Annotated in this window: 21 protein-coding genes; 6 read left to right on the top strand and 15 right to left on the bottom strand. The window is 62.7% G+C overall.

Features of this window, described 5'->3' with window-relative positions; all coding sequences use genetic code 11:
* Positions 1–215: 215 nt before the first annotated feature.
* From BMY06_RS22625 to BMY06_RS22615, 3 genes are all read left to right on the top strand, one after another.
* On the top strand, positions 216–572 hold the full coding sequence (locus BMY06_RS22625) for a DUF4148 domain-containing protein (protein WP_080180750.1): 357 nt from the start codon (positions 216–218) through the stop codon (positions 570–572).
* Positions 573–735: 163 nt separating this feature from the next.
* Entirely contained in the window at positions 736–1413 is a 678-nt protein-coding gene (locus BMY06_RS22620) for a heavy metal response regulator transcription factor (RefSeq protein ID WP_065059758.1), read from the top strand.
* Positions 1413–2888: a heavy metal sensor histidine kinase gene (locus BMY06_RS22615; protein WP_074985352.1), complete on the top strand. Its 1476-nt coding sequence runs from the start codon at positions 1413–1415 to the stop codon at positions 2886–2888. The genes BMY06_RS22620 and BMY06_RS22615 overlap by 1 nt, the downstream gene beginning before the upstream one ends.
* A 16-nt stretch (positions 2889–2904) precedes the next feature.
* Here BMY06_RS22615 and BMY06_RS22610 read toward each other — a convergent pair whose 3' ends face one another.
* The 8 genes from BMY06_RS22610 to BMY06_RS22575 all read right to left on the bottom strand — a co-directional run bounded on the left by BMY06_RS22610 (position 2905) and on the right by BMY06_RS22575 (position 14441).
* The gene (locus BMY06_RS22610; RefSeq protein WP_074985350.1) at positions 2905–4344 is read right to left on the bottom strand and encodes an efflux transporter outer membrane subunit; all 1440 of its coding nucleotides are present in this window, start codon (positions 4342–4344) and stop codon (positions 2905–2907) included.
* Positions 4341–5546 carry an efflux RND transporter periplasmic adaptor subunit gene (locus tag BMY06_RS22605; protein WP_080180771.1) on the bottom strand — a complete coding sequence of 402 codons (1206 nt, stop codon included), beginning with the start codon at positions 5544–5546 and terminating at the stop codon, positions 4341–4343. The genes BMY06_RS22610 and BMY06_RS22605 overlap by 4 nt, the downstream gene beginning before the upstream one ends.
* Before the next feature lie 55 nt (positions 5547–5601).
* A complete protein-coding gene (locus BMY06_RS22600; RefSeq protein WP_074985346.1) occupies positions 5602–8880 on the bottom strand; it encodes an efflux RND transporter permease subunit in 3279 nt (1092 codons plus the stop codon).
* A gap of 139 nt (positions 8881–9019) precedes the next feature.
* Positions 9020–9808, bottom strand: coding sequence for a metallophosphoesterase (locus tag BMY06_RS22595; RefSeq protein WP_074985344.1), 789 nt, complete (start codon positions 9806–9808; stop codon positions 9020–9022).
* Between the two features lie 40 nt (positions 9809–9848).
* Positions 9849–10904: a lysylphosphatidylglycerol synthase domain-containing protein gene (locus tag BMY06_RS22590; protein ID WP_080180772.1), complete on the bottom strand. Its 1056-nt coding sequence runs from the start codon at positions 10902–10904 to the stop codon at positions 9849–9851.
* A gap of 58 nt (positions 10905–10962) precedes the next feature.
* A complete protein-coding gene (hpnI, locus tag BMY06_RS22585; protein ID WP_074985562.1) occupies positions 10963–12150 on the bottom strand; it encodes a bacteriohopanetetrol glucosamine biosynthesis glycosyltransferase HpnI in 1188 nt (395 codons plus the stop codon).
* Positions 12151–12380: 230 nt separating this feature from the next.
* On the bottom strand, positions 12381–12779 hold the full coding sequence (locus BMY06_RS22580) for a hypothetical protein (RefSeq protein WP_124263212.1): 399 nt from the start codon (positions 12777–12779) through the stop codon (positions 12381–12383).
* Between the two features lie 585 nt (positions 12780–13364).
* Positions 13365–14441: a LacI family DNA-binding transcriptional regulator gene (locus tag BMY06_RS22575; protein ID WP_065059751.1), complete on the bottom strand. Its 1077-nt coding sequence runs from the start codon at positions 14439–14441 to the stop codon at positions 13365–13367.
* A 218-nt stretch (positions 14442–14659) separates the two neighbouring features.
* On the opposite strand from BMY06_RS22575, the gene BMY06_RS22570 reads away from it, so the two are divergent.
* Positions 14660–15724, top strand: a complete 1065-nt coding sequence (locus BMY06_RS22570) for a fatty acid desaturase family protein (protein WP_080180751.1) — start codon at positions 14660–14662, stop codon at positions 15722–15724.
* Positions 15725–15765: 41 nt separating this feature from the next.
* Positions 15766–16074 carry a non-heme iron oxygenase ferredoxin subunit gene (locus tag BMY06_RS22565; RefSeq protein ID WP_065059749.1) on the top strand — a complete coding sequence of 103 codons (309 nt, stop codon included), beginning with the start codon at positions 15766–15768 and terminating at the stop codon, positions 16072–16074.
* 23 nt (positions 16075–16097) lie between these two features.
* Here BMY06_RS22565 and BMY06_RS22560 read toward each other — a convergent pair whose 3' ends face one another.
* From BMY06_RS22560 to BMY06_RS22530, 7 genes are all read right to left on the bottom strand, one after another.
* Positions 16098–17939 (bottom strand): S9 family peptidase, encoded by a 1842-nt coding sequence (locus tag BMY06_RS22560; RefSeq protein ID WP_244144278.1) that lies wholly within the window; start codon positions 17937–17939, stop codon positions 16098–16100.
* A 4-nt stretch (positions 17940–17943) separates the two neighbouring features.
* Positions 17944–19119, bottom strand: a complete 1176-nt coding sequence (gene pqqE, locus BMY06_RS22555; RefSeq protein WP_074985337.1) for a pyrroloquinoline quinone biosynthesis protein PqqE — start codon at positions 19117–19119, stop codon at positions 17944–17946.
* On the bottom strand, positions 19112–19387 hold the full coding sequence (pqqD, locus tag BMY06_RS22550) for a pyrroloquinoline quinone biosynthesis peptide chaperone PqqD (protein ID WP_074985335.1): 276 nt from the start codon (positions 19385–19387) through the stop codon (positions 19112–19114). Before pqqD ends, pqqE begins: the two co-directional genes overlap by 8 nt.
* A gap of 13 nt (positions 19388–19400) precedes the next feature.
* A complete protein-coding gene (pqqC, locus tag BMY06_RS22545) occupies positions 19401–20147 on the bottom strand; it encodes a pyrroloquinoline-quinone synthase PqqC (RefSeq protein ID WP_065059745.1) in 747 nt (248 codons plus the stop codon).
* A gap of 109 nt (positions 20148–20256) precedes the next feature.
* The gene (gene pqqB / locus BMY06_RS22540; RefSeq protein ID WP_074985333.1) at positions 20257–21168 is read right to left on the bottom strand and encodes a pyrroloquinoline quinone biosynthesis protein PqqB; all 912 of its coding nucleotides are present in this window, start codon (positions 21166–21168) and stop codon (positions 20257–20259) included.
* Positions 21169–21261: 93 nt separating this feature from the next.
* Entirely contained in the window at positions 21262–21333 is a 72-nt protein-coding gene (gene pqqA / locus BMY06_RS38865) for a pyrroloquinoline quinone precursor peptide PqqA (RefSeq protein WP_110327818.1), read from the bottom strand.
* A gap of 256 nt (positions 21334–21589) precedes the next feature.
* Entirely contained in the window at positions 21590–22459 is an 870-nt protein-coding gene (locus BMY06_RS22530; protein WP_074985561.1) for an NmrA family NAD(P)-binding protein, read from the bottom strand.
* A 145-nt stretch (positions 22460–22604) separates the two neighbouring features.
* On the opposite strand from BMY06_RS22530, the gene BMY06_RS22525 reads away from it, so the two are divergent.
* Positions 22605–23537: a LysR family transcriptional regulator gene (locus tag BMY06_RS22525; RefSeq protein WP_074985331.1), complete on the top strand. Its 933-nt coding sequence runs from the start codon at positions 22605–22607 to the stop codon at positions 23535–23537.
* Positions 23538–23686: the final 149 nt, after the last annotated feature.

Below are 23686 nucleotides of genomic sequence, written 5' to 3'. Positions count from 1 at the left end.
ACGTTTCTTACGATCTGAAGGTATTTCACATCGTGACATTTCGCGCGATCCGGCCGCGATTGCAGCGTTTTTTCGCGAGCCCGATCGGGCGTTGGGTTTACGCGCTCGCGATCGAATGAGCGACATTGGCGTGACATTGCACGCACATAACCCCCGGATTACCAATTCGTTATCTGCATTCCGTTTCATGTTCGCTTAAGCCAGCGAGACACAAAATGGATTCGCCTTCACCCGTAGTCAATCCGATTTACTTATTCGAGGATGAATCCATGAAAGCCAAATTGTTTGTTTCGATGATCGTTGCCGCCGCCATGTTGCCGAGTGTGGTTTTTGCGCAATCGTCATTCCCGTCGCACGATCCGGTCTCGCGTGCCGAGGTCAAGGCGCAAATCGTTCAGGCCGAACACGACGGCACCTTGCATCCGTCCAATACGCGTTTCCCCGACCCCGCAATCCACGCCCGGACGCATACGCAGAACGACAGCGCATACGGCATGACGCCCGCGAGCTATTCGCAGTCTGGCGGCGCCGTCGCGCCGCAATCCGTCAAAGCGATTTACGAACACCATTGAAGCGCGCCATTCATTGCTATTCACCGCCATTCGACGTTTTCGCCACGGGCCGTGGCGAAGATGTCGAAAATGTAATGGGGCGGTTATCCGCTTGACCGCTACGCGTGCGCGAACCCGGTAGAATCGCGCCATCAGGGAGGCGGGATACAGCCGGAGAAAACACATGCGAGTCCTCGTTATCGAAGACGAGCCCAAAACGGGCGCCTACGTGAAAAAAGGCCTGGAGGAATCGGGCTGCAGCGTGGACCTCGCGACCGACGGCGCTCAGGGGCTGCTGCTCGCGCAGGAAGAGGAGTACGACGTGATCGTGCTCGACGTGATGCTGCCGGTGCTCGACGGCTGGGCCGTGCTCAAGCGCCTGCGCGCCAGCAAGCCCACCCCGGTGCTGTTCCTGACCGCGCGCGACGACGTGGCCGATCGCGTGCAAGGGCTCGAACTCGGCGGCGACGATTACCTCGTCAAGCCGTTCGCCTTCGTCGAACTGCTCGCGCGCGTGCGTACACTGGCGCGGCGCGGTCCGCCGCGCGAAGCGGAAAGCATGCGCATCGCCGATCTGGAAATCGACGTGATTCGCCGCCGCGTGAAGCGCGGCACCACACGTATTGATCTCACGCCGCGCGAATTTTCCCTGCTGCAATTGCTCGCACGCCGCCAGGGCGAAGTGCTGAGCCGTACGCAGATTGCCTCGTTTGTCTGGGACATGAATTTCGACAGCGACACCAATGTGGTCGAAGTCGCCATTCGCCGTCTGCGCGCGAAAGTCGACGAAGGCTACCCGGTCAAGCTGATCCACACGGTGCGCGGCGTGGGCTACGTGATGGAAGAAAAGGACGCCGACTGATGCCGCGCCGCTCGCTCGCGGTCACGCTCGCAGTGGCGTTCAGCGCCACGACGCTCGCGGTGTTCGTCTGCGTGGGCTGGTATCTGTATCTCGCGCTCGCGCAGCAGGTGCGCAAGCACGACGATCAGGACGTCGTGCTCGCCGCGCGCCATGTGCGCCGTCTCGCCACCGAACTCGGCTCCCCGCAGGATGCGCTCGCGCACGCGCAGCGCCTTTCGAGCGCCGTGCTCGGCAATCCCGCGCTCGCTCTGCAGATTGTCGATGCGCAGGGCCGCCAACTCGCCGCGCACGACGAGGGAGAAACGTTCGACGAACCGCCCACGCCGCTCTCCAACGCCATCGCGTCGGCCGACGTCGATCTCTCGCCCGCACATGCGGGCGCGCTCGTGCTCGCGCCCGACGCGCGCATTACCGATAGCGCGATTCGCGAATGGCGCAGCGCGCATGGCGTACCCGTGCGCAGCATCGCCTTCGACGTGACGCTGCGCGATGGCGCGACCGTGCGCGTGGCCATCGCGCGCGACATGCGCGGGCCGTTGAGCCTGCTCGATTCGTATCGCGACACGCTCGCGTTCGCGGGTAGCGTGGGCACGCTCGTCGTGCTGCTCGGCAGTTACGCGTGGATTCGTCTCGCGCTGCGGCCCTTGCGCCAGATTGCCGAGCAGGCGCGCGAAGTCACCGCGTATCGGCTCGATCAACCTATTCGCGTGAAGCACGTGCCGGGCGAACTGGCGACGCTGGTGGCCTCGCTGAACGCGATGCTCGAACGTTTGCACGCGGGTTTTCAGCGGCTTTCGCAATTCACCGCCGATCTCGCGCACGACATGCGTACGCCGTTGAGCAATATTCGCGGCGCGACGGAAATCGCGCTCGCGCGTCCGCGTCCCGAAGAGGAGTATCAAACGGTGCTCGCGTCGAATCTCGAGGAATGCGAGCGACTGTCGCGCATGATCGAGAACGTCATTTTTCTGGCGCGCGCGGAGCATCCTCGCTTTGAAACGCGTCGTCGCGCCGTGAACGTGCACGACGAACTCGAACGCATCGCAGGCTATTTCGAAGGGCTTGCGGAAGAGGCGGGGCTGGCGATTCGCGTCGATGGCGGCGGCACCGTGAATGTCGACGTCGAATTGTTTCGTCGTGCGCTGAACAATCTGATTGCGAATGCGCTGCGCTATACGCCGGCGGGCGGCACGATCGTGTTGACAGCGACGCCGTCTGCGCATGCGCTCGATGTCGTCGTCGACAATCCCGGCACGCCAATTGCCCCCGAACATCTCGAACGTATTTTCGAGCGTTTCTATCGCGCCGATCCGTCGCGCACCAGCGCGCCCGATGCGATGGGCTCGGGCGCATCGGCGGGTCTCGGGCTCGCGATTGTGCGCACCGTGATGGAACTGCACGGCGGCAGCGTGCGCGCGGAAAGCGACGCACGCAGCACCCGTTTCATTCTCCGCTTTGTGGACGATGCGGCGTGAAATGCGTCCGCGCGTTTCAATGCATGTCGCTCCACGTGCCGCCTAGCGCCTGAATCAATCGCACGCTGGCATCCATTCTTCGTCCTTCGATCACTACGGCATCGCGCTCGTTCGTGAGCGCAATGGTCTGCGAAGTGACCACGTCGAGATAACTGACCGCGCCCGCATTGAAGCGATTCGTCGTGAGTTGCAGCGCCTGCTGCGCGGCTTGGGCGGCGCGCTGCTGCGTAACCGATTCGTCGGCGAGTGTCTGCAGTGCGGAAAGATTGTTCTCCACCTGTTCGAACGCCACGAGCACCGTTTGCCGATAATCGGCCACCGTGCCGTCGTATTGCGCGGTCGCGCCGTGCAAGGTGGCCGTACGCTTGCCGCCGTCGAACAACGTGCCGACGAGTTGCGGGCCGATCGACCAGAACAGGCTCGGCGCGCTGAGCCAGGGCGCGAAGAACGAGCTTTCGAGTCCCGCCGTCGCGCTCAGCACGAGGTTCGGAAAGAACGCCGCGTGCGCCGCGCCGATCTGCGCATTGGCGGCTGCAACGCGACGTTCGGCGGCAGCGATATCGGGACGTCGCTCGATCAATTGCGCAGGCAGCCCCGGCGGAATTGTCGGCAACGTGAATGACGTGTGTGCGGCAGGCAGCGAAAATATCGACGCCGGCTCGCCAATCAACGTGGCGATCGCGTGTTCGAGTTGCGTCCGATTGACGTCGATATCGCGGGCCTGCGTGCGCGTGCTGTCGAGCTGCGTTTGCGCCTGCGCTACTGCCGAAGCGTCGATCGCACCATTGCGCTGCTGGTTCTGCACGATACGCAGCGCGTCGGCATAAGCCTGTACGCTCGCATCGAGCAATTGCTTTTGCGCGTCGAGCGTACGCAAATCGAAATAGTCGACGGCGAGTTGCGCGCTCATCGCCAGCCGTACGGATTCAAGATCGGCGGCGCTCGCCTGTGCATTCGCGCTGGCGTTAGTGACCTCGTCGCGAATGCGGCCGAATACGTCGGGCTCCCACGTCGCGGAAACGCCCACGGCGTAATCGGGAATCGTCTTGCCCGCAAGCGATGAACCTTCTTTATTCGCCGACGTGCGATAGCGGTCCTGCGCGACGCCCGCGGTAATGGTCGGCAGAAACCCCGCGCGTTGATAATCGGTTAGCGCGCGTGCCTGATTCAGATTGGCGAGCGCCTTGCGCACACTTTGATTCGACACGTCGATGCGCGCTTCAAGCGTATTCAATTCCGAATCGTTGAAGACGGTCCACCACGCGCCGCGCGGCGTGGCATCGGCGGGCGTGGCGACTTGCCACGCGGACTGCTGCGCCGAAGCGTCGGACGCGCCCGCGAAATGCGTGGGAATTTCGACCTTGGGCGCCTGATACGGCGCGACTGTCGAGCACGCGGCAAGCGTGGCGATCACCGTCGCAGCGAGCGCGCGTTTGGGCAGCGTGCAAATGCTCATGATTGCTTCGCTCCCGCGTCATGCGTGGTCGTGGCGATGCTGACCGCTTGCCCATTCGTGATGCTGTCGCCGGGATTGTCGATCACGCGATCGCTATCCGCGAGACCCGACGTGATCTCCACATGCGTGCCGAAATCGCGGCCCAGATGCACGAGCTTGATCTGCACCTTGCCGCTCGCATCGACGATGGCGACGGACACGCCATCGGGGCGGAACAACAGTGCGCTCACGGGAATCTCCAGCGCGGGCGTGGCCGTCGTGAGCGCGAGATGCGCCTGCACATAGCCGCCCGGCAACAGCGCGCCGTCGGCATTATCGACGTCGATTTCCACGCGCAAGGTGCGGCTGGTGGGATCGAGCGCGCCTGCCGTGCGCGCCACGCGCGCATTGAAACGACGCCCCGGATATTGCTGCGTCGTGAGCCACGCCTGCGTCGCGGGCGTGATGCTCGCCGCGTCGTCCTGCGGCACGTCCACGAAAACACGCAGCGTCTGCGTTTGCGACAGATGGAACAACTCGTTGGCGGCGTTGGGCGTGCCCGGCGTGCCGCCCGCGGTGACGAGCGCGCCCACGTCCACGTCGCGCGACGTAATCACGCCGTCGAACGGCGCGGTGACTTTTTCATACGAAACGAGTTGCGTCAGGCGCGCGACGTTTGCTTGCGCGGCGGCAAGCGCGGCCTGTTTCGTCTGCATGTCGCTGGTTTTGGCGTCGGCGTCCTGCTGCGCGACCGACTGGCTTTGCAGCATCGTTTGCCAGCGCGCGGCGGTGGTTTTCGCATAGGCATACGCGGCCTGCGCCGAGGTTTCGTCGGCGCGGGCCGCACGCAATTGCGCGTCGAGATCGGGCGCGGCGATATCGGTGAGCACCTGGCCCGCCTTCACGTGCGTGCCGATGTCGGTGTACCAGTGCGCGATATAGCCGCTCGTGCGTGCGTAAATCGAAGCATCCGAATAAGGCGTGGCCGCGCCTGGCAGCACGAGGTCTTCGCTTGCCGGCGCGTGCTGCGGTTGCACGACCGAAACGGTGAGCGTGTTTTGCGCGGACGTTTGCGCGGCGAGCGCCTGGTTCGCACGCAGGCGCGGCACGACGCCCGCTGCGAGCAACGCGAGCGCGAGCGCGGCGAGCAAGGGCAATGCAAAGGAGCGCGAGCGGCGCTTGGTGCTGCCGCCGCGTTCTTGTGAGTTGTCGATGTCGTTCATGATCGTGAATCGAGCGAGAAATAAGGAGTGTCGATTGAAGCGGCCAGGCGCGGCGTTATTGGTCGGCTTCGGCGGATTGCGCATCGAGCGCGGCGGCTTCCTGGGCCGCTTTCGCCTCGCGCGCCTGAGCGTGTGCTTTGCGCCGTGCGAGCCAGCCGTGGACGATGCTGAACACCACCGGCACGAACATCAGCGTGGAGAGCGTGCCGCACGCGAGACCGCCGATCACGGCGCGGCCGAGCGGTGCATTCTGTTCGCCCCCGTCGCCGAGTCCGAGCGCCATCGGCAACATGCCGATCAGCATCGCGAGCGCCGTCATCATGACGGGACGAAAGCGCGTGAACCCGGCCTGTTCGGCGGCTTCCGCAGGCGCCAGGCCTTCGGCGAGCCGCTCGCGCGCGGCGGTGATCACGAGAATGCTGTTCGCGGTGGCGATGCCGATGCAGAGAATCGTGCCGGTGAGCGCGGGCACGCTGATCGTGGTGTCGGTGGCGAACAGCATCCACGCAATGCCCGCGAGCGAGGCGGGCAGGCCGCTCAGGATAATGAGCGGATCGAGCCACGACTGGAAGTTCACGACCATCAGCAGATAGACGAGCGCAACCGCGAACACGAGACCGCTCAGCAGTCCGGAGAATGCCTCGTGCATGGCCTGCACCTGGCCGCGAATCACGATGGACGAACCCGGCGGCAGTTTCGCTTCCTCGCTCTTCACGATGGCGGCGACGTCGTTCGCCACGCTACCCAGGTCGCGGCCTTGCACTGATCCAAAGATATCGAGCACAGGCTGTACGTTGTAATGCGATACGACGGCTTGTTGCGTGCCGCGCGTAAACGTGCCGAGCGAGCCGAGCAGATTCTGCACGTGCGGCGCGCCATTCGCGGCATTTTGCGGGCCAGCGGTGTCACTCGTTGCCGAACCGGTCAGCGGCAGATTCGCGAGCGCCTGCAGCGAATTCACGTCGTACTGCGGCATCATCACCATCAGCGGATAACTCACGCCGTTCTTCGGGTCGAGCCAGAGATTCGGTGTGGTTTGCGAACTGCCCGAGAGCGCGATCAGCAGGTTCTGCGCGACGTCGCGTTGCAGCAGCCCCGATTGCATCGCCTTGGTGCGATCCACGTCGATATTGATCGCGGGTTCGTCGCCCGGTTGTTGCAGCCGCGCATCGACGAGGCCGCGCACGCCACGCAGTTTCGCGAGCAGATCGTTTGCGACGACGCGATTGGCCGCGAGCTTGTTGCCGACGATTTGAATATCGATCGGCGCGGGCAAGCCGAAGTTGAGAATCTGGCTGACGATATCGGCGGGCAGGAATGCGAAGCTCACGCCGGGAAATGCTTTCGCGAGTTCGTTACGCAGTTGTGCAACATACTGCGCGGTCGGCCGGTGGTCCGGTTTGAGCGACACCATCACATCGGCGTCTTCGGTGCCGATTGGGTCCGACGAGTCATACGTGAGATTGATGCCGCTGACCGGCACGCCGATATTGTCGAGTATCGCGCCTTGTTCCGCGGGGGGAATCACGCTGCGAATGCGTGCTTCCACTTCGTCGGTGAGACGCGCGGTTTGCTCGATACGCGTGCCTGTGGGCGCGCGCAGATGCAAACGGATCTCGCCGGTATCCACGCTCGGGAAAAAGTCGCGGCCCGTGAAGGCGAGCAGTGCGAGCGAAGCAAAACAGCAGCCGAGAAAAATCGGCACGAAGCGGCGTCGTTGCGCGATGGCGCCGGCGAGCGTCGCGCGATAACGCAGACGCAACGCTTCGAAGCGCGCTTCGAATGCGGCCTGAAAGCGCGTAACTTTCGCAACGAAAGCGTTTGCACGCGTTTTGCTGGTTTTATTCCCAGTCGTGCGTTCTTTCAGCAAATAAAGCGCAAGCGTCGGCACAACCGTGCGCGAAAAGAAATACGATGCGCACATCGCGAAGATCACCGCTTCCGCCATCGGCACGAACAGATAATGCGCGACGCCGGTGAGCAGAAACATCGGCGCGAAGACGATGCAGATCGACAGCGTGGAAACGAAGGTCGGCACCGCAATTTCGCCCGAGCCATTAAGAATGGCGTCGTAAAGCAGTTCGCCGTTTTCGAGGTGATGTGTGATGTTTTCGATGGCGACGGTGGCGTCGTCCACGAGTATGCCCACGGCGAGCGCGAGGCCGCCGAGCGTCATGATGTTGATGGTCTGGCCGAGCGCGGAGAGTGCGAGTATCGACGTGAGCACCGCAAGCGGAATCGAGACGGCAATGATCAGCGTCGCACGCCAGCTGCCGAGAAACAGCAGGATCATGAGCGCGGTGAGCGCGGCGGCGATCAGCGCTTCGCGGACCACGCCGCCAATCGCGGCCTTCACGAAGACCGACTGGTCGCCGAGCGGCGTGATCTTCAACGCTTTCGGCAGGCCCGCCGCGATATGCGGCAGCAGCGCGCGCACCTGGTCGATGATCGTCAGCGTCGACGTATTGCCGGTCTTTTCGATCGTGAGCAGCGCCGCGCGCTTGCCGTCGCTGCGCACGATATTGGTTTGCGGCGCGTAACCGTCGCGCACGTGAGCGACGTCGCGCACGTAAATCACACTGCCGTTCACCGTCTTCACCGGCAGGTTGTTGAGCGCGGCGATCGTGTCGGTGCTGCCGTTCATCTGCACGTTGTATTCGCGCGCGCCGATTTTCGCGGTGCCGCCCGGCAGGATCAGGTTCTGCGCGTTGATCGCATTCACCACGTCGAGCGGCGCGAGACCTTTGGCCTGCAAGGCGTGCGGATCGAGATCGACCATGATCTGGCGCACCTTGCCGCCGAACGGCAGCGGCACCGACGCGCCTTGCACGGTCGCGAGCTGCGTGCGAATAAAGCTGTTGCCGAGGTCGTAAAGCTGTTGTTCCGCGAGGGTCGCGCTCGACAGGCCCAATTGCAGGATCGGCACCGTCGAGGCGTTGTAGGTGATGATATTCGGCGGCAGTGTGCCGGGCGGCAGCACGCGCAATATCGACGCGGAATTGCTCGCCGCCTGCGCGATGGCGCGATTGATATCCGCGCCCGGATGAAAGAACACCTTGATGACCGACACGCCATTCAGCGATTGCGATTCGATGTGTTCGATATCGTCGACGTCGGACGTCAGCGCGCGTTCGTAATTCGACGTAATGCGCTGCGCCATGTCCTGCGCCGAAAAGCCGTTATACGACCAGACGATGCTGACCACCGGAATATCGATGTTCGGAAAGATATCGGTGGGGGTGCGAAGAATCGCGAGCGGTCCCGCGATCAAGATGAGAATCGCGAGAACGGCGAACGTATAAGGGCGGCGCAGGGCGAGCCGGACAATCCACATGACGAACCTGTTTGACGGTGAGCGGGCGCGGTGTGCAGAGCAACGCGCGCGCAAAGCGGGCAGAAGTCCGCAGTCTGACGTCGGGGGCTTTGCCGCAGGGTGACCGTCGGATTACAAAATCGTCATGTGGCGAGGCGGATCAGACCTCGATGGTGCGCAGCGGATCGAAGGCGCGGTTTTCCCAGACCAGTTCGTCGGCGCGTTGCGCCTCGCCGGCATTGAGCGGGTAACCGCGCGGATTTGTCACGACGCGCGCGCCATTCGCACGATAGTCGAACGAATCGTGCACATGGCCGTGAATCCAGAGATTCGCGTAGGGCAGCAAATAACGCAGGTCGCTGAGAAAGGCGGGATTGTCGGGATGCGTGGCAAAGCGGTCGTGAATCGAATCAGGCGAAATACCGTGATGCGTGACCACGATCGTTTTGCCCTTGAACGGTGCAGCGAGTTCGCGTACGAGCCACGAAACCGAGCGCTGATGTTCGAGCAAGGCGTCTTCGGGGCTGAACGGCACGCGGCCGTCGAGCGTGATCGCGCTGTGATCCGAATTGGTGTCGAGCGCATATTGCATGTCGCGCGCGCGATTGCCATACAGCGCGTAATCGGTCCACAGGCAACAGCCCAGAAAACGCACGTTGCCGATCACGGTCGCGCTGCGTTCCAGAAAATGCACGTGCGTGCCTTCGGCTCGCGCGTGCAGCGCCGCGGTCACGTCGGGCCATGCGCCGCCATAGGCTTCATGATTGCCGCAGACGTAGACGACCGGCACGGGCCAGTTCGCGAAGGCGTCGAGGGCTTGGGTGCCCCGATGAATATCGCCCGCGAGCACCAGCACGTCGGCGCCGGGAGTGGGCGGAAAAGGGGGCGCCTCGGCAAAGCGCGCGTCGAGCGCGTCGAGGTGCAGATCGGAGGCGATCTGAATACGCATAAGGGTCCTGCCAACGAAGCGGAGAATCGAACGCTGCGTATTATCGCGAATCCAGCCGGTCGGGTGCAGTCTGGCTTACATTCTCCGTCTCGGCGCGATCCACCGTAGTGGTTGTATTCGCGAGAGCGGCTGCCTTGGGTGCGTTCTCCTCGATCTGCCAGGCAACAAGTCCGGGCAGATAAAACAGCAGATCGCGCAGGCGGCGCGCGCCCGCGAGCGCGAGGCAGGTGGGTGCGTCGATGCCGAGCACCGAGCCGATCAGCACGAAACTGCCTTCCTGTACGCCCAGACTGCCGGGCACGAGAAACGCAATGCTGCTGGCAAGCTGAATGAGCGCTTCGAATACGAAGGCCTGTGCGAACGTTGCATTCACACCCAATGCGTGCAACGCAATCCAGATTTCAAGCGCGAGGCCGAGGCATTGCAGCGTTTGCCAGATCACGAGGTATTGCATCACCACGGACGTCTGGCGCCAGACCGATTTAATCGAATCGTCGATACGCCGCGAATTACCCATCAGTCCATAGACCTTACCACCCGTTACGCGATTGACGAGATTCGCCGCACGCTCGAACGGACGCGCGTGTTGCACGAGCGCGAACAGCAACAGGATCGGCATGAAGAGCGCAATGCCCAGCGCGAAATGCGCGGCCACGCGTGCGCCCATGCTGCTCGTTTGCGCCAGTAGATACGCGATGGCCAGCAGCGCGAAAATCACCTGGCTGATGAGCGTGAGCTGTATATCGGTGACGAGACTCGCGACGATGGCGGCAGGGCGCACGCCCTGGCGGCCGAGCAGGCGGAACGACACCAGTTCGCCGCCGATGCGGGCAACCGGCAGCAGTCCGTTCACCGATTCGCGTATCCAGACGAGCCTAAGCATGAACGCGAGCGTAGGGCGCTGCGCGCGCCGGATCAGCAGACGCCAGTCCCACGCATTCGCGAGCATGGGCAGCACGTGAACGAGCGCCGCGAGCACGAGACCGAAGCCGGCCTTGCGCATCAATTCGACGATGGTTGCGGGATTGTCTCGCCAAACGAGCCAGATCGCGAAGAGCAAACCGCATAGCGCGGCGACGCGACCGACGTGCTTCATATTCATTCTGGTCCAGCTTGTATAAGGAAGTTCACGCGTTTTCGATGCGGCCAATGGCTCATTCATCGGAGGAAAGCGTCAGCATGCCCGCGCTGTTCACGCGAAAGCGGCGTCCCCGCCACATGACATGCGAGGAAAGAAAACTGCTGAGATACACCGTGAATTGCACGATATCCCACATCGGCAGCAGCCACCAGCCTTTGGAGGATTGCGCCGTCGCGCGGTCGATGCGCCAGCGCAGCAGTTGGCGTGCCGCGAGGGCGAGCAGCAGCACGCCCGACGAAGCCAGTGTGCCGCTCGACGCGAGCAGCGCCAGCAACGCGTAGGGCATTGGATGCATCAGGCACGCGCCGAGATGGCCGAGTCGATCAGCGGCGCGGATGGTGCGGCTCCAGCGCAATTCATGTGTGAACAGCGCGGAAAACGTGGCCTCGGTGCAGGCGTGACGAACAAGATGCGAGGGCACCGCGACGGTCGTGCCGATGCGGCGCGCGGCTTCGCCAAGCGCGTGGTCTTCGGCGAGATGATGCGAGAACTGCGCGAGTCCGCCGATGGCGTCGAGCGTGGCGCGCGTCATGGCGATCGTCTGGCCAAAGCACGGGCGTGCGCGGCCAATAGCCAGTCCCGTCACCACGCCGGGCAGGAAATGGTAATTGGTGGCGGCGACCGAACCGCGCGTCCAGAAACCGGGCGCAGGAATGCCGCGATAGGCGCAGGTGACGATGCCCACGCCCGGCTGCTCGAGTTCGCCCGCGATTGCGCGCAGATAACCGCGATCGACGCTCACGTCGCTATCGGCGAAACACAGCACGTCGTGGCGCACATGATCGAGCATGTTGACGAGATTCGCGACCTTGCGATTGGGGCCATAAAGACGCGAATCGACGACTACCGCAATATCCGCTTCGGGAAAGCGCGCGCGCAGCGCATTCACCACGTTCAGGGCTTCGTCGTTGGCGTCGTGTACGCCGAATACGTGCTGCACCGGCCCCGGATAATCCTGATCGAAAAAGCTCGCAAGGTGATCCTCGAGTTGCCACTCCGTACCGTGCAGCGGCTTGATCAGTGTGACGCCGGGAAAATGTGCCGGCACTGCCGCGTTGCGCTGGAAAAAGCGGTCCACGTTCCACGCGGCGAACAAGGTATAAGCGATGCCGATCGCCGCGAGCATGGAAAAGGCCAGTGTCGCGAGGCACGCCAGGAAATGCGCGACAGTATGCGTGGTGGCTTTGTCGATGGCGATCATCGCCAGCAGAGAAAGACCGACGCACGCAATGGTCAGCGCCTTGAGCGAATGGTCGTCGTGTGTACGAGGCGTACGCATCATGCTGCGCGCACCGAGGTGAGCGAGCGCGCGCCGCCGTCGAATCTCTTATTCGACGGAGCCAGCCAGAACAGCGTTTTCATAGGTTGAGTGTCGCCCTGCACGGGTCTATGCCCGGACATAGTGTCGGTGAAGATGGTGACGCAGCGAAGTCAGAACTTCGGGTCTGAATAATGGGGCGCATCGTGACGGCCGGCGAATGCGCCGTGTGCATCGTCGAGTTTCGGCTCGCAAAGCAGGCAATGCAGGCTGACCAGCACACGATGAGGGCAATCGTGTGACATCCACTCCATTCCCGGCGCGTGGCTGGCATCACGCAGAAAGCCGCGGCTCGCCGCGTGACGAAACGCCGCGTGCGCCATTGTGCGCACGAGCAGTGCGATCAAAACGATCGATACCGCGGCAGCCAGATGAAAGGTGGGATTGTCGAAGCGTTCGATCGGCGCGCCCAGAATCAGTACGCCAATAAAGACCATGCCTTGAATTGCGAGTGCAGCGAGAGCAGCAACCAGAATATGTGCTTGCCACTGGCGAATCGTCCAGAATTTCACGTGTGCGACTCCAGCGGTCCATGCCACGACGGACATGTGTGGGTTTCAAATTCCATGCGGAACCATTCATTTCGATTGCGGTAAAACATGCGCCATTCAACGCGCCGCATTCGAGATCCCGCGATCGTACGAGCTACTAGCTGAAGGCATGCTTAAGGCAACGTCGTGCGACGGAGATTCTCGTCACTTATATTTGACGAATCGTTACAGCACGTGCGCGAGTACGTTTTTTGATATCGATTTTCATTACGATTTGCCGTCGCAATGACTGTGAATATCTTCACGATTGATCAGGATAGCAAACCAATTGAGTCGGATGTATGTCGGCTTTATGTCGTCTACTTTTCATCGTGAAAGATTCACATGATTCATTACGATAACTTTCCAATACTTTCATTTGCGCCTGGCAAAAAACGGCCGCCGGTCAACGGCGGCCTTCAAGACACACGCCGGCTCGGGCGATGCCCGCCGACTTGCATGCGTCCAACAATGCAAGACGCGGGATCATCTCAGCAGGTTCGGTGCCTGGTTCGACAGACGAATGCAAACGAATCAGCGGATGAATCGGAAAGCGTCGATCCATGCCTACGCAACGAGGTACGGACTGCGCCTCACGTTTGCCGGGCAAAATACGCGAAATTCGACCGGCTCCGTGCCAGGTGAGTCGGCAACGATGCCGCTCGCGTGCAGCGCATGCTGGAGCGCGGCGATCACCTGACCGTCCGGGTCCTGATCAATGGCGATATCCATGATGCCGGCGTCGATGTATTGCCGATGAATGTCGAGCATTTCGTGGCCGATCCACACCACGTCGCCCGCGAGTCCCGCTTTGCGCAGTGCGGCTTCGATACCCGCCGATCCATAACCGGTGTTGTAGATGCCCGCGAGTGGACCGTGCCGCAGCGCGGCGTTCACGGCGCGATAGCAGCGGTCGTCGGCGTCTTGCGATTCGTTGGGCGAGACTTCGCAGACGAACTGCGGATAGCGTTCCGCGATCTGCTCGCGGCAGCCTTCAATGCGGTCGGTGTGTGCGCGATAGTCGAGTCGGGCCGGCAACAACAGCACGCGACCCGGTTTCGCGAGGCGGCCGAGAAAATAGCCTGCCGTGCGGCCTGCGCGCCGATTGTCGATGCCCGCGAAATGCTGTCGCTCGATACCGCCGATGTCGGTGACCATCGTTACGACGGTTTCGCCGCGCGCGATCGCGGCGGCCAGTGCGGCGCGCACGTCGGGCGTGTCTCGCGCGGTAACGATGAGCGCGGCGCGGCGGTGACGGGCGTGGCCGATCGATTCAGTCAGACGCGCTTCGTCGGCGGCGCTCAACAGCGTGCGATGCACGACCACGCGACGGTCGAGCATCTGCATTGCGCGCTGCAAGGCCTGGCGCAAGCGATGGAAGAAGGGGAGATCGCTGTCCGGCAGCAGCACGTCGATATGCACGAGGCCGTGATGCGTGTCGGGCATCAGGCGCGGCACGCCAAGCTGTTTCGCGGCGGCCACGACGCGCTCGCGCGCCTGCGCCGAGACGCTGCCACGTTCGTTGAGCACGCGGTCGACGGTCGTCGTGCTGACGCCCGCAAGCTCCGCGATTTCGACGAAGCGCGCGGTGCGCTTACGCCAGTGCGATGGCGTTGGTGACGGCGATGGCGTTGCCTTCGGCACGTTGCGTCTCCTCGTTGTCGTCTTTTGTCATGCTGCGGTGCACGCTGATTGCGCGATCGCTCCGGCTACGCTAGAAGAAAGACGAAATTTCGTCAATCTTCGCATTGAGTCGCGTCGCGCGCTCACCTATGTTCGTCACATGAGCGCCGCGCATACGACACGGCGCCATACCGGACAAGGTGGCACAGGTGGCGCACAGGCAAACTGCGGAAAAAACCATGGAGACGGCCGCGCATCCGGCGCGCGAGGCGTATCGCTTGATTGGCGGTGCGGGCGAGCGCGCGCAGGCCGCCGGTCTCGTCAACGCGGACTGGTACAAATGCCCCGTGCCGCGCGCCACGATGAAGCAATTGATGCAGCGCAGCGACGGTCGTGCGATTCGCGACACCGTGCTCTGGTATCTATCGATCATCGCGAGTGCTGCCGTGGCGGGCTACGCGTGGTATCTGCATTCGCTCTGGGCGATTCCGGCTTTTCTGCTTTACGGCACGCTCTATTGCAGTCCCGCGGATTCGCGCTGGCATGAAGCGGGACACGGCACGGCTTTCAAAACGCGCTGGATGAACGACGCGCTGTATCAGGTCGCTTCGTTTCAGGTTTTCCGCCGCGCCACGGTCTGGCGCTGGAGCCACGCGCGCCACCATACGGATACGCTTGTGGTCGGGCGCGATCCGGAAATCGGCGCGCAACGTCCCACCGATTGGTTCGCGCTCGCGCTCAATATCTTCGCGATCAAACACGTGGCGCACGAATTGCCGCGCATGATCAGCGCAGCGTTCGGGCGGATCGGCGCGGAAGAAGAGACCTTTATTCCCGCATCGGAATGGAAAAAGGCGACGCGCGAGGCGCGCATTTCACTGGGTATTTACGCGCTCGTGCTGGCTGCGTGCATTGGCTTTCGCTCGATCTTGCCGTTGCTTTACATCGGTCTGCCGAGCCTGTATGGCGCGTGGCTCTATCTGTATTTCGGGCTAACACAACACGCGGGCCTGCCCGAGAACGTGCTCGATCATCGGCGCAATTGCCGTACGGTGAAGATGAATCCGCTCTTTCGGTTTCTTTACTGGAACATGAATTATCACGTCGAACATCATATGTTTCCGATGGTGCCGTTTCATGCGCTGCCGAAACTGCACGACGTGGTGAAAGCCGATATGCCCACGCCGTATACCAGCACGCTCGCGGCATACGCGGAGATCATTCCGGCGCTGGTGCGCCAGACGCGTGATCCGTCCTATGCGGTCGCGCGGCCCATTCCGGAAGCGGGCGCCGCACAGGCATAAAGCACGACAACAATCATCGACACGACAATCAGGAGACGAACATGACGCAATGGATCGACGCCGCGGCGCTCGACGATATCGAAGACGAAGACGTGATGCGTTTCGATCACGCGGGCCATACCTACGCGATCTACCGCATTGGGGCGGATGTGTATGCGAGCGACGGACTCTGCACGCACGAGCAGGTGCATTTGAGCGAGGGACTCGTGATGGGCCATGTGATCGAATGTCCGAAACACAATGGCCGTTTCGACGTGCGAGACGGGCGCCCGTTGTGTGCGCCCGTGTGCGAAAAACTCCAGACGTGGCCCGCGAAAGTGGAGGGCGGCCGCATTCTGCTCGAAATCTGATGAATCGATGCAGGGCGCGCCGCTTATTTCACGGGCAAACCGAGAATGCCGCAGTAAAACGCGTATTCGGCCTTGAGCGCGTGCGCCTGATTCACCGCCTTGCGAAAACCGTGCCGCTCGTCGGCGTAATAATGCGCTTCCACGCGCACGCCGTTTTCTTCCAGCGCGGCGGCCATGCTGCGCGTTTGATCGGGCGTCACGACGGCGTCGAGTTCGCCCTGGAAGAAAATCACCGGCACGCGAATATCGCTCGCGTGCAGTAGCGGTGTGCGAGCGCGATAGCGTTCGAGATCGGCAACCGGGTCGCCAATCAGCCAGTCGAGATAATCGGCTTCGAACTTGTGCGTGTGCTCGGCGAGCGTGAGCGGATCGCTCACGCCATACAGGCTGCCGCCGCCGCGAAATACGTTGCGGAACGCCAGCGCGCAGAGCGCCGTGTAGCCGCCGGCGCTGCCGCCGCGAATGAAGGCGCGCGCGGGATCGATACGCTGTTGTCCGGCCAGCCAGGCGACGACATTGCAGGCGTCGTCGACGTCGGCCACGCCCCAGTTCTCGCGCAGCGCTTCGCGAAACGCGCGGCCATAGCCGGTGCTGCCGCGATAATTCAGATTGACGACGGCGAAGCCGCGCTGCGTCCAGTACGGAATGCGCGGATCGAACACGGGATAGCAGGCCGAAGTCGGACCGCCGTGAATGAACAGCACGACGGGCGGCGCTTTCACGTCGCCTTCGGGCGCGTAGAAATAGCCATGCGCGTTGCTGTGCGATTCGCCATGCGCGTGCTGCTCGTCGTCGTAGCCGCTGGGGAATTGCAGAATCTCCGGCTGCGGAATACGCGCGTCCGGCATCATCGGCGACACTTCGGCGAGCACACGCACGCGATGATCGCGACGTCCTATCGCGAGCACGGCGGCGGGGCAACTCGGTGAAGCGGCGATGCAATAAAGATGCTCCGCGTCGGCGGCGAGATTGCGAAAGCGGCTGTATTCGGCGGCGAGTTCGTGGCATGCGCCATCGGCGTCGCGATGGCCGAGTTTGCCCCAGCCGTGCTCCATCCATGCGCCCAGATTCGTGCCGTCGTCGAGCGCGATCCAGCTGCGTCCGCCGAGTTGCCACGGCGCGGCAGCGTGGTCGGCGGGCGTGCTCGGCAGGGCTTCGAGCGTGCCGCCGGATTCGCGCCAGGGCTGCCAGAAACCGGCGCGATCGCTCAGGCAGAACAGATGGCCGTGCGCGTCGAAATGCGGCTGTTGCAACGCTTCTTCGCGTGCGTCGCCGGCGAGTGTGCGCGGCGCGCTCCAGCCTTGCGCACTGCGTTCGCTAAGACGCAATTGCGTCGACGTCCACGGCTGATGCGGGCGTTGCCATTCGATCCACGCCAGTCGCGAACCGTCGGGGCTCAGGCAGGGCGCGGCGTAAAAATCGCCGCCTTCCGCGAGTACCGAGCGCGCGCCGTCATCGAGTGCAATCGACACGAGGCGATGCGTGCCGCCGTCTTCTTCCACTGCGAGAATCGCGCCGTGGCTGAAGCGCAGATCGCCATAGCGTCGCGTGCCTTGCGTGAGTGTAACGGGCGCGCTATGACCGTCGATCGGCTGACGATAAAGCTGCTGATCTTTCTCGTTGACGAAGACGATCGCGTCAGCGGCAATGCAAAATGAACCGCCGCCGTATTCGTAGACGCGTCCACGCACGCTGAAACCATCGGGCGTCAAACAGCGCGGCGTGTTGCCCGCTTCGCGCGGCACAGCGTGCCAGATCCGGCACACGGCATCGGCAGGATCGTACGCCGACCAGAATGCGCCGCGCTCGCTCGCGGCCAGTTCGATGAAATCCTTGCCGGCCGCCACGGCCTGCTCGGCGGTCATGCGCTCAGGGATTGCCGAGCGTGCGGGAGTTTCGGTCATTGCGGAAGATGAGCGGTTGAGTCGTGGGCACCGGCTGTGCCGCCTCGCTGCGCGCCTGCACGATGATGCGGTGCTCAGGCGATTTTCCGCACACGGGGTCCGCGTTCGCCGCGTCGCCGGTCAGCATGAAAGCCTGGCAGCGGCAGCCGCCGAAGTCTTTCTCTTTTTCGTCGCACGAGCGGCACGGCTCGGGCATCCACGCGTCGCCGCGAAAGCGGTTGAAGCCGAACGAGTCGTACCAGATGTGGCGCAGATCGTGATCGCGCACGTTGGGAAACTGGATCGGCAACTGGCGCGCGCCATGGCACGGCAGCGCGGTGCCGTCGGGCGTGACAGTGAGAAAAATCGCGCCCCAGCCGCCCATGCAGGCCTTCGGACGCTCCTCGTAATAATCGGGCGTCACGAAAATCAGCTTGCACGGATTGCCGCTGGCTTCAAGTTTCGCGCGGTATTCGTTGGTGATGCGTTCCGCGCGTTCGAGCTGTTCGCGCGTCGGCAGCAATTGCGCGCGATTGAGTTTGGCCCAGCCGTAAAACTGGCAGGTCGCGAGTTCGACGAAATCGGCTTCGAGCGCAATGCACAACTCGATGATGCGGTCGATGTCGTCGATGTTATAGCGGTGCGTGACGAAGTTCAGCACCATCGGGTAACCGTGTGCCTTCACGGCGCGCGCCATCGCGAGTTTCTGCGCGAAAGCCTTGCTCGAACCGGCGAGCATGTTGTTGACCTGCTCGTCGCTCGACTGAAAACTGATCTGAATGTGATCGAGTCCCGCCCGCTGAAAATCGGCGATCTTCTGTTCAGTGAGGCCAATGCCCGACGTAATCAGATTGGTGTAATAGCCGAGTTTGCGCGCTTCGCCGATCAATTCGGCGAGGTCCTGGCGCACCAGCGGCTCGCCGCCGGAAAAACCGATTTGCGCCGCGCCCATCGCGCGCGCTTCGGTCATCACGCGAATCCAGTCCTGCGTGCTCAGTTCGTTGCCCTGACGCGCGAAATCCACGGGATTCGAGCAATAAGGGCATTGCAGCGGGCAACGGTACGTGACTTCGGCGAGCAGCCACAGCGGCAGGCCGACGTTCGGCGCCGCCGTGGTGGCGGAGCCCGTCGAGGCGGCGGGCGAAAGCGTGAGTTCAGACAAGATCGATCCAGTGCTTTTCACGCGCGACGAGCATGAATTGCTCGACGTCTTCGGCCAGTTCCGGCGCGCCGGGGAATTGCGTATTCAACTGGTCGATGATGGCCGCGACGCTGCGCTCGCCGTCGATCAGCGAGCCGATCGCCGAGGCGCTTTCATTGAGCTTCACCATGCCCTCGGGATAGAGCAGCACGTGCGCGTTCTGCGCGGGCTCGTATTGAAAGCGATACCCCCGGCGCCAGACCGGTTTCAGATTGCGGTCGAAATTCACAGTGTGGTTCCTTTTAAACGCCCTTATGCCAGACGCGCTCGTTCGTGACCGAATGATAGGGCGGGCGGCCGAGTTCATAAGCCATCGACATCGCGTCGAGCATGGTCCACAGAATGTCGAGTTTGAATTGCAGGATCTCCAGCATACGCTGCTGGCTTTCAAACGTCGTGTAATGCTGCAACGTGATCTGCAAACCGTGCTCGACGTCGCGACGCGCCTGGCTTAGACGCGAGCGGAAATATTCGTAGCCGCGCGGGTCGATCCACGGATAATGCGTCGGCCACGTATCGAGGCGCGACTGGTGAATTTGCGGCGCGAACAGCTCGGTGAGCGAGCTGCTCGCGGCTTCCTGCCAGCTCGCGCGGCGAGCGAAATTCACGTAAGCGTCGACCGCGAAACGCACGCCCGGCAGCACCAGTTCCTGCGAACGCAATTGCTCGGGATCGAGCCCGACCGCTTCGCCCAGACGCAGCCACGCTTCGATTCCGCCGTCTTCACCCGGCGCGCCGTCGTGGTCGAGCAGACGCTGAATCCAGAGGCGACGCACTTCGCGATCGGGACAATTGGCGAGAATCGCCGCGTCCTTCATCGGAATGTTGACCTGGTAGTAGAAGCGGTTGGCCACCCAGCCCTGGATCTGCTCGCGGGTCGCACGGCCCTCGTACATCGCCACGTGATACGGATGGTGAATGTGATAGAACGCGCCTTTGGCGCGCAGGGCCTGTTCGAATTGTTCGGGAGTGAGGGCGGGTTGGCTCATGGTTCGGTCCAATGGCGTCGCGGCGAAATCGCGCGCGGCTCAGGAAAGCGCGCTCAGCGCGCGCTGTAATCGGCGTAGTCGGGGGCGCGTGACGGGCGCATCGCAATCATCAGATCTCGATGCTCATGCCGTCGAACGCGACTTCCACCTGGCGGCGCGCGAGTTCGGCGCGCTCGGGCGAATCTTCATCGAGAATCGGATTCGTATTATTGATGTGCGTGAGAATCTTGCGCGCACGCGGAAACTGTTCGAGCACTTCCAGCATGCCGCCTGTGCCGCTTTGTGCGAGATGGCCCATCTGGCGGCCCGTGCGCGTGCCCACGCCGCGTTGCTGCATTTCGTCGTCGGTCCAGAGCGTGCCGTCCACGAGCAGGCAGTCGGCCGCATGCATGCGTTCGAGCAGCGCGGCGTCCACTTCGCCGAGGCCAGGCGCGTAAAACAGCTTGCCGCCCGTGCGCAGATCTTCGATCACGAGGCCGATGTTATCGCCTTCATGCGGATCGTGACGATGCGGCGAATACGGCGGCGCGGCGCTACGCAGCGCGAACGGCGAGAAACGCAGATTGGGACACGCGGGAATCTGGAACGCCTCGCCTGAAACGATCGGGTTCCAGCGCAATCCGCCGTTCCAGTGCTGCAGCATGGTGAACAGCGGAAAGCCCGTGCTCAGATCCTCGTGGACCATGTCGGTGCACCAGACGTCGTGCGGGCAGCCTTCGCGCAGGCTCAGCAGACCGGTCGTGTGATCGATCTGGCTGTCCATCAGCACGATGGCCGCGATGCCGGTGTCGCGCAGCGCGCGGTTCGGCTGCATCGGCGCGAAGCCCTGCAATTGCGCGCGGATGTCCGGTGAGGCGTTGCAGAGCACCCACGAAACGCCGTCGTCGGAAACGGCAATCGACGATTGCGTGCGCGCCTGGGCGCGAATGCGGCCGCTACGAAAGCCCGCGCAATTGGCGCAATTGCAGTTCCATTGCGGAAAGCCGCCGCCGGCTGCGGAGCCGAGAATTTGAATATGCATGCTTGATGAAAGGCGACGCCGCTGTGCGTGTCAAGCGCGTCAAGAGAAAAAGCCCCGGCGGGCCGGGGCTATCGTGACCGTCGATGCTGCGAATTAACGGTTCGAGATGTACATCGTGATTTCAAAACCGAGACGCAGGTCGGTATAAGCGGGCTTGGTCCACATGGCGGAACTCCTTTCGTTGAAACGGGTTGAACAGGCGGACGCCGGGTGAGCGAACACGCGCGCCATCCGCCTCACGCGCATCGTATCAAATTTGGGCACGATGACGCATTGAGGTTTGCAATTGGTGTTTTCCGCTACATGAAATGCCGCGAATTCCTCTGATTATTGCTATCTGAGCAAAAATAAGGGAATGAATTGCATCATTGCGCAATTCGACGAGATGGGGCGTGCGTTGTGAAATGTAAGAAGATCGAAGTCACGCTAATTGATCGCGCTCGCAAAGGCGTTGAATGACGGATTGCAATGTCACACGGCCTCTCCACGCTTGAATCGGGGCTTCGAATTTGATCCAGCCCTCGTTAAAGCCGTCGAGCATGCGCATGCGCGGCAGTGGATTGAGCATGCCCTGGGCGCGAAATTGCGCTTCCCAACTTTCACGCGGTACGCCGTGCGCGCGCACCGGTTGACCCAGCACTTGCGCGAAGGCGGCGGCGATCTCGTTCGGCGTCACGCGGCGTGGACCTTCGAGTTCGACCACGCGCGCGCCGTCCCACGTTTCCTGCAGCAACTGCGCCGCGGCACGCCCGATATCCTCGGTCGCGACCATCGGCACAGGTTTGTCGAGCGGTTGCAGGAAGCTCGCGATCGTGCCCGATTCGCGTGCGGGCTGGACATCCCACGCGGCATTCTCGTAGAACCACGCCGCGCGTAGAAAGGCGACCGGCGAGGGCAGCGTGTGCAACGTGGTCTCCATCAGGCCGAGCTGCGTGAGCAGATTCGATTCGCGCGCCTGGGCGCCGATGGTCGACAGTACGACCACGCGTTCCGGTCGCGCCGCGCTCAACGCCACGCGCAGCGCCTCGATCGTGCGCTTCGATTCTGCGAAATCGGGCGAAGGATCGAAAACCGGCGGCAGCAACACGAATACGCCGCGCGCGCCTTCGAATGCGTGGCGCAGTGCGTTGGCGTCGTTCATATCGGCGAGCGCGATTTCGCAGCCTTGCGCCGCCCACGACGCGCCTTTTTCGGCGCTGCGCACGACCGCGCGCACCGCTTGTTGCTGGGCGATCAGCGTGCGCGCGAGTGCGCCGCCAACCTGACCTGTGATTCCCGTAATGGCGTACATCTGCATGCTCCCGTTCAGTGGTGCGAGGAAAGTGTTCGACGCTTCGAATTGTGGGCGCGGCGTGTGCGTTACACCATGACATGGAAGGCATGGGACTCATGACACAATGGCATCAATCCACGACGAGCGTGGCAGGAGATTCACGATGTCTTTCGACGAACGCATACTCAACGGCATGGGCGTGATGACGGCCATCGTCGACAGCGGCAGTTTCGCGGGCGCGGCCGAGCGCCTCGACATGTCGCAATCGGGCGTGAGCCGCTCGGTCGCGCGGCTCGAAGCGCGGCTCGGCATCCGCCTGTTCGATCGCACCACGCGCACCGTCACGCTGACCGACGAAGGGCGCCGGTTCTACGCGCAAGTGGTGCCGCTGCTCGACGGACTCGAAGACGCGGCGTCGGCGGCGGCAGGTGGGGCGAGCGCAGTGCGCGGGCGGCTGCGCGTGAATGTCGATCCGTTCTTTTCGAAGATCGTGCTGAGTCCGTGCATCGGCCAGTTCATCGAGCGTTATCCCGAACTCGACGTCGATCTCTTCACGCGCGACGCGCTCGGCGATATGGTGGCCGACGGTTTCGATCTCGCGGTGCGCTTCGGCGTGCCGCGTCCGTCGACGCTCATTGCGCGCAAGCTGCTGGACACGCGCATCGTCACGGCGGCGTCGCCGGCTTATCTGAAGAAGCGCGGACGCCCGCTCAAACCCGCAGATCTCGAACGCGAACCGCATCAGTGCATTCACTATCGCGACCCGGAAACGGGGCGGCCGTTCGTGTGGGAGTTTCACCGGCCGCGCAAGAAACTCGTGATTGCGGCGCGCGGACGGCTGATGGTGAACGATGTCTCGACCATGCACGGCGCGTGTCTGGCGGGCCACGGCATTGCGCAGATCATGGCGCTCGGCACGCAGCCGCTGTTCGACAGCGGCAAACTCGTCGATCTGTTTCCCGACTGGCCCGACGAGCGCTTTCCGCTTTACGCGCTTTATCCGTCGCGGCGTTTGCCGTCCGCGAAAGTGCGGGCGTTTCTCGACTTCATCGTCGGCATCACGGGCGCGACCTTGAAAGACGTGCCGTGGTATTGAACGGCCAGCTTTTCTCCAGACTTTTTAATCGCCTGAAATCTCCCGCTAAAACAATTACTTACTACCATTCGATTCACGCGCCGCGATAATCCGGCACACTCCGCGAAGCAGCGACAGACCGGCCAAACTCGACTCGCCTCGCGCTTAAC

The sequence above is a fragment of the Paraburkholderia tropica genome (assembly GCF_900109265.1).
Lineage (GTDB): Bacteria > Pseudomonadota > Gammaproteobacteria > Burkholderiales > Burkholderiaceae > Paraburkholderia > Paraburkholderia tropica.
This window is presented reverse-complemented; position numbering and strand designations above follow the sequence as displayed.

Bases quoted from the DNA above. Each gene is read 5' to 3' on its own strand.
- BMY06_RS22600 (WP_074985346.1), bottom strand. From the start codon at position 8,880: ATGTGGATTGTCCGGCTCGCCCTGCGCCGCCCTTATACGTTCGCCGTT.
- BMY06_RS22570 (WP_080180751.1), top strand. From the start codon at position 14,660: ATGGAGACGGCCGCGCATCCGGCGCGCGAGGCGTATCGCTTGATTGGC.
- BMY06_RS22620 (WP_065059758.1), top strand. From the start codon at position 736: ATGCGAGTCCTCGTTATCGAAGACGAGCCCAAAACGGGCGCCTACGTG.
- BMY06_RS22565 (WP_065059749.1), top strand. From the start codon at position 15,766: ATGACGCAATGGATCGACGCCGCGGCGCTCGACGATATCGAAGACGAA.
- BMY06_RS22610 (WP_074985350.1), bottom strand. From the start codon at position 4,344: ATGAGCATTTGCACGCTGCCCAAACGCGCGCTCGCTGCGACGGTGATC.
- pqqB (WP_074985333.1), bottom strand. From the start codon at position 21,168: ATGCATATTCAAATTCTCGGCTCCGCAGCCGGCGGCGGCTTTCCGCAA.
- hpnI (WP_074985562.1), bottom strand. From the start codon at position 12,150: ATGATCGCCATCGACAAAGCCACCACGCATACTGTCGCGCATTTCCTG.
- BMY06_RS22595 (WP_074985344.1), bottom strand. From the start codon at position 9,808: ATGCGTATTCAGATCGCCTCCGATCTGCACCTCGACGCGCTCGACGCG.
- BMY06_RS22590 (WP_080180772.1), bottom strand. From the start codon at position 10,904: ATGAAGCACGTCGGTCGCGTCGCCGCGCTATGCGGTTTGCTCTTCGCG.
- BMY06_RS22625 (WP_080180750.1), top strand. From the start codon at position 216: ATGGATTCGCCTTCACCCGTAGTCAATCCGATTTACTTATTCGAGGAT.
- BMY06_RS22560 (WP_244144278.1), bottom strand. From the start codon at position 17,939: ATGACCGCCGAGCAGGCCGTGGCGGCCGGCAAGGATTTCATCGAACTG.
- pqqC (WP_065059745.1), bottom strand. From the start codon at position 20,147: ATGAGCCAACCCGCCCTCACTCCCGAACAATTCGAACAGGCCCTGCGC.
- BMY06_RS22605 (WP_080180771.1), bottom strand. From the start codon at position 5,546: ATGAACGACATCGACAACTCACAAGAACGCGGCGGCAGCACCAAGCGC.
- BMY06_RS22530 (WP_074985561.1), bottom strand. From the start codon at position 22,459: ATGTACGCCATTACGGGAATCACAGGTCAGGTTGGCGGCGCACTCGCG.
- BMY06_RS22525 (WP_074985331.1), top strand. From the start codon at position 22,605: ATGTCTTTCGACGAACGCATACTCAACGGCATGGGCGTGATGACGGCC.
- BMY06_RS22615 (WP_074985352.1), top strand. From the start codon at position 1,413: ATGCCGCGCCGCTCGCTCGCGGTCACGCTCGCAGTGGCGTTCAGCGCC.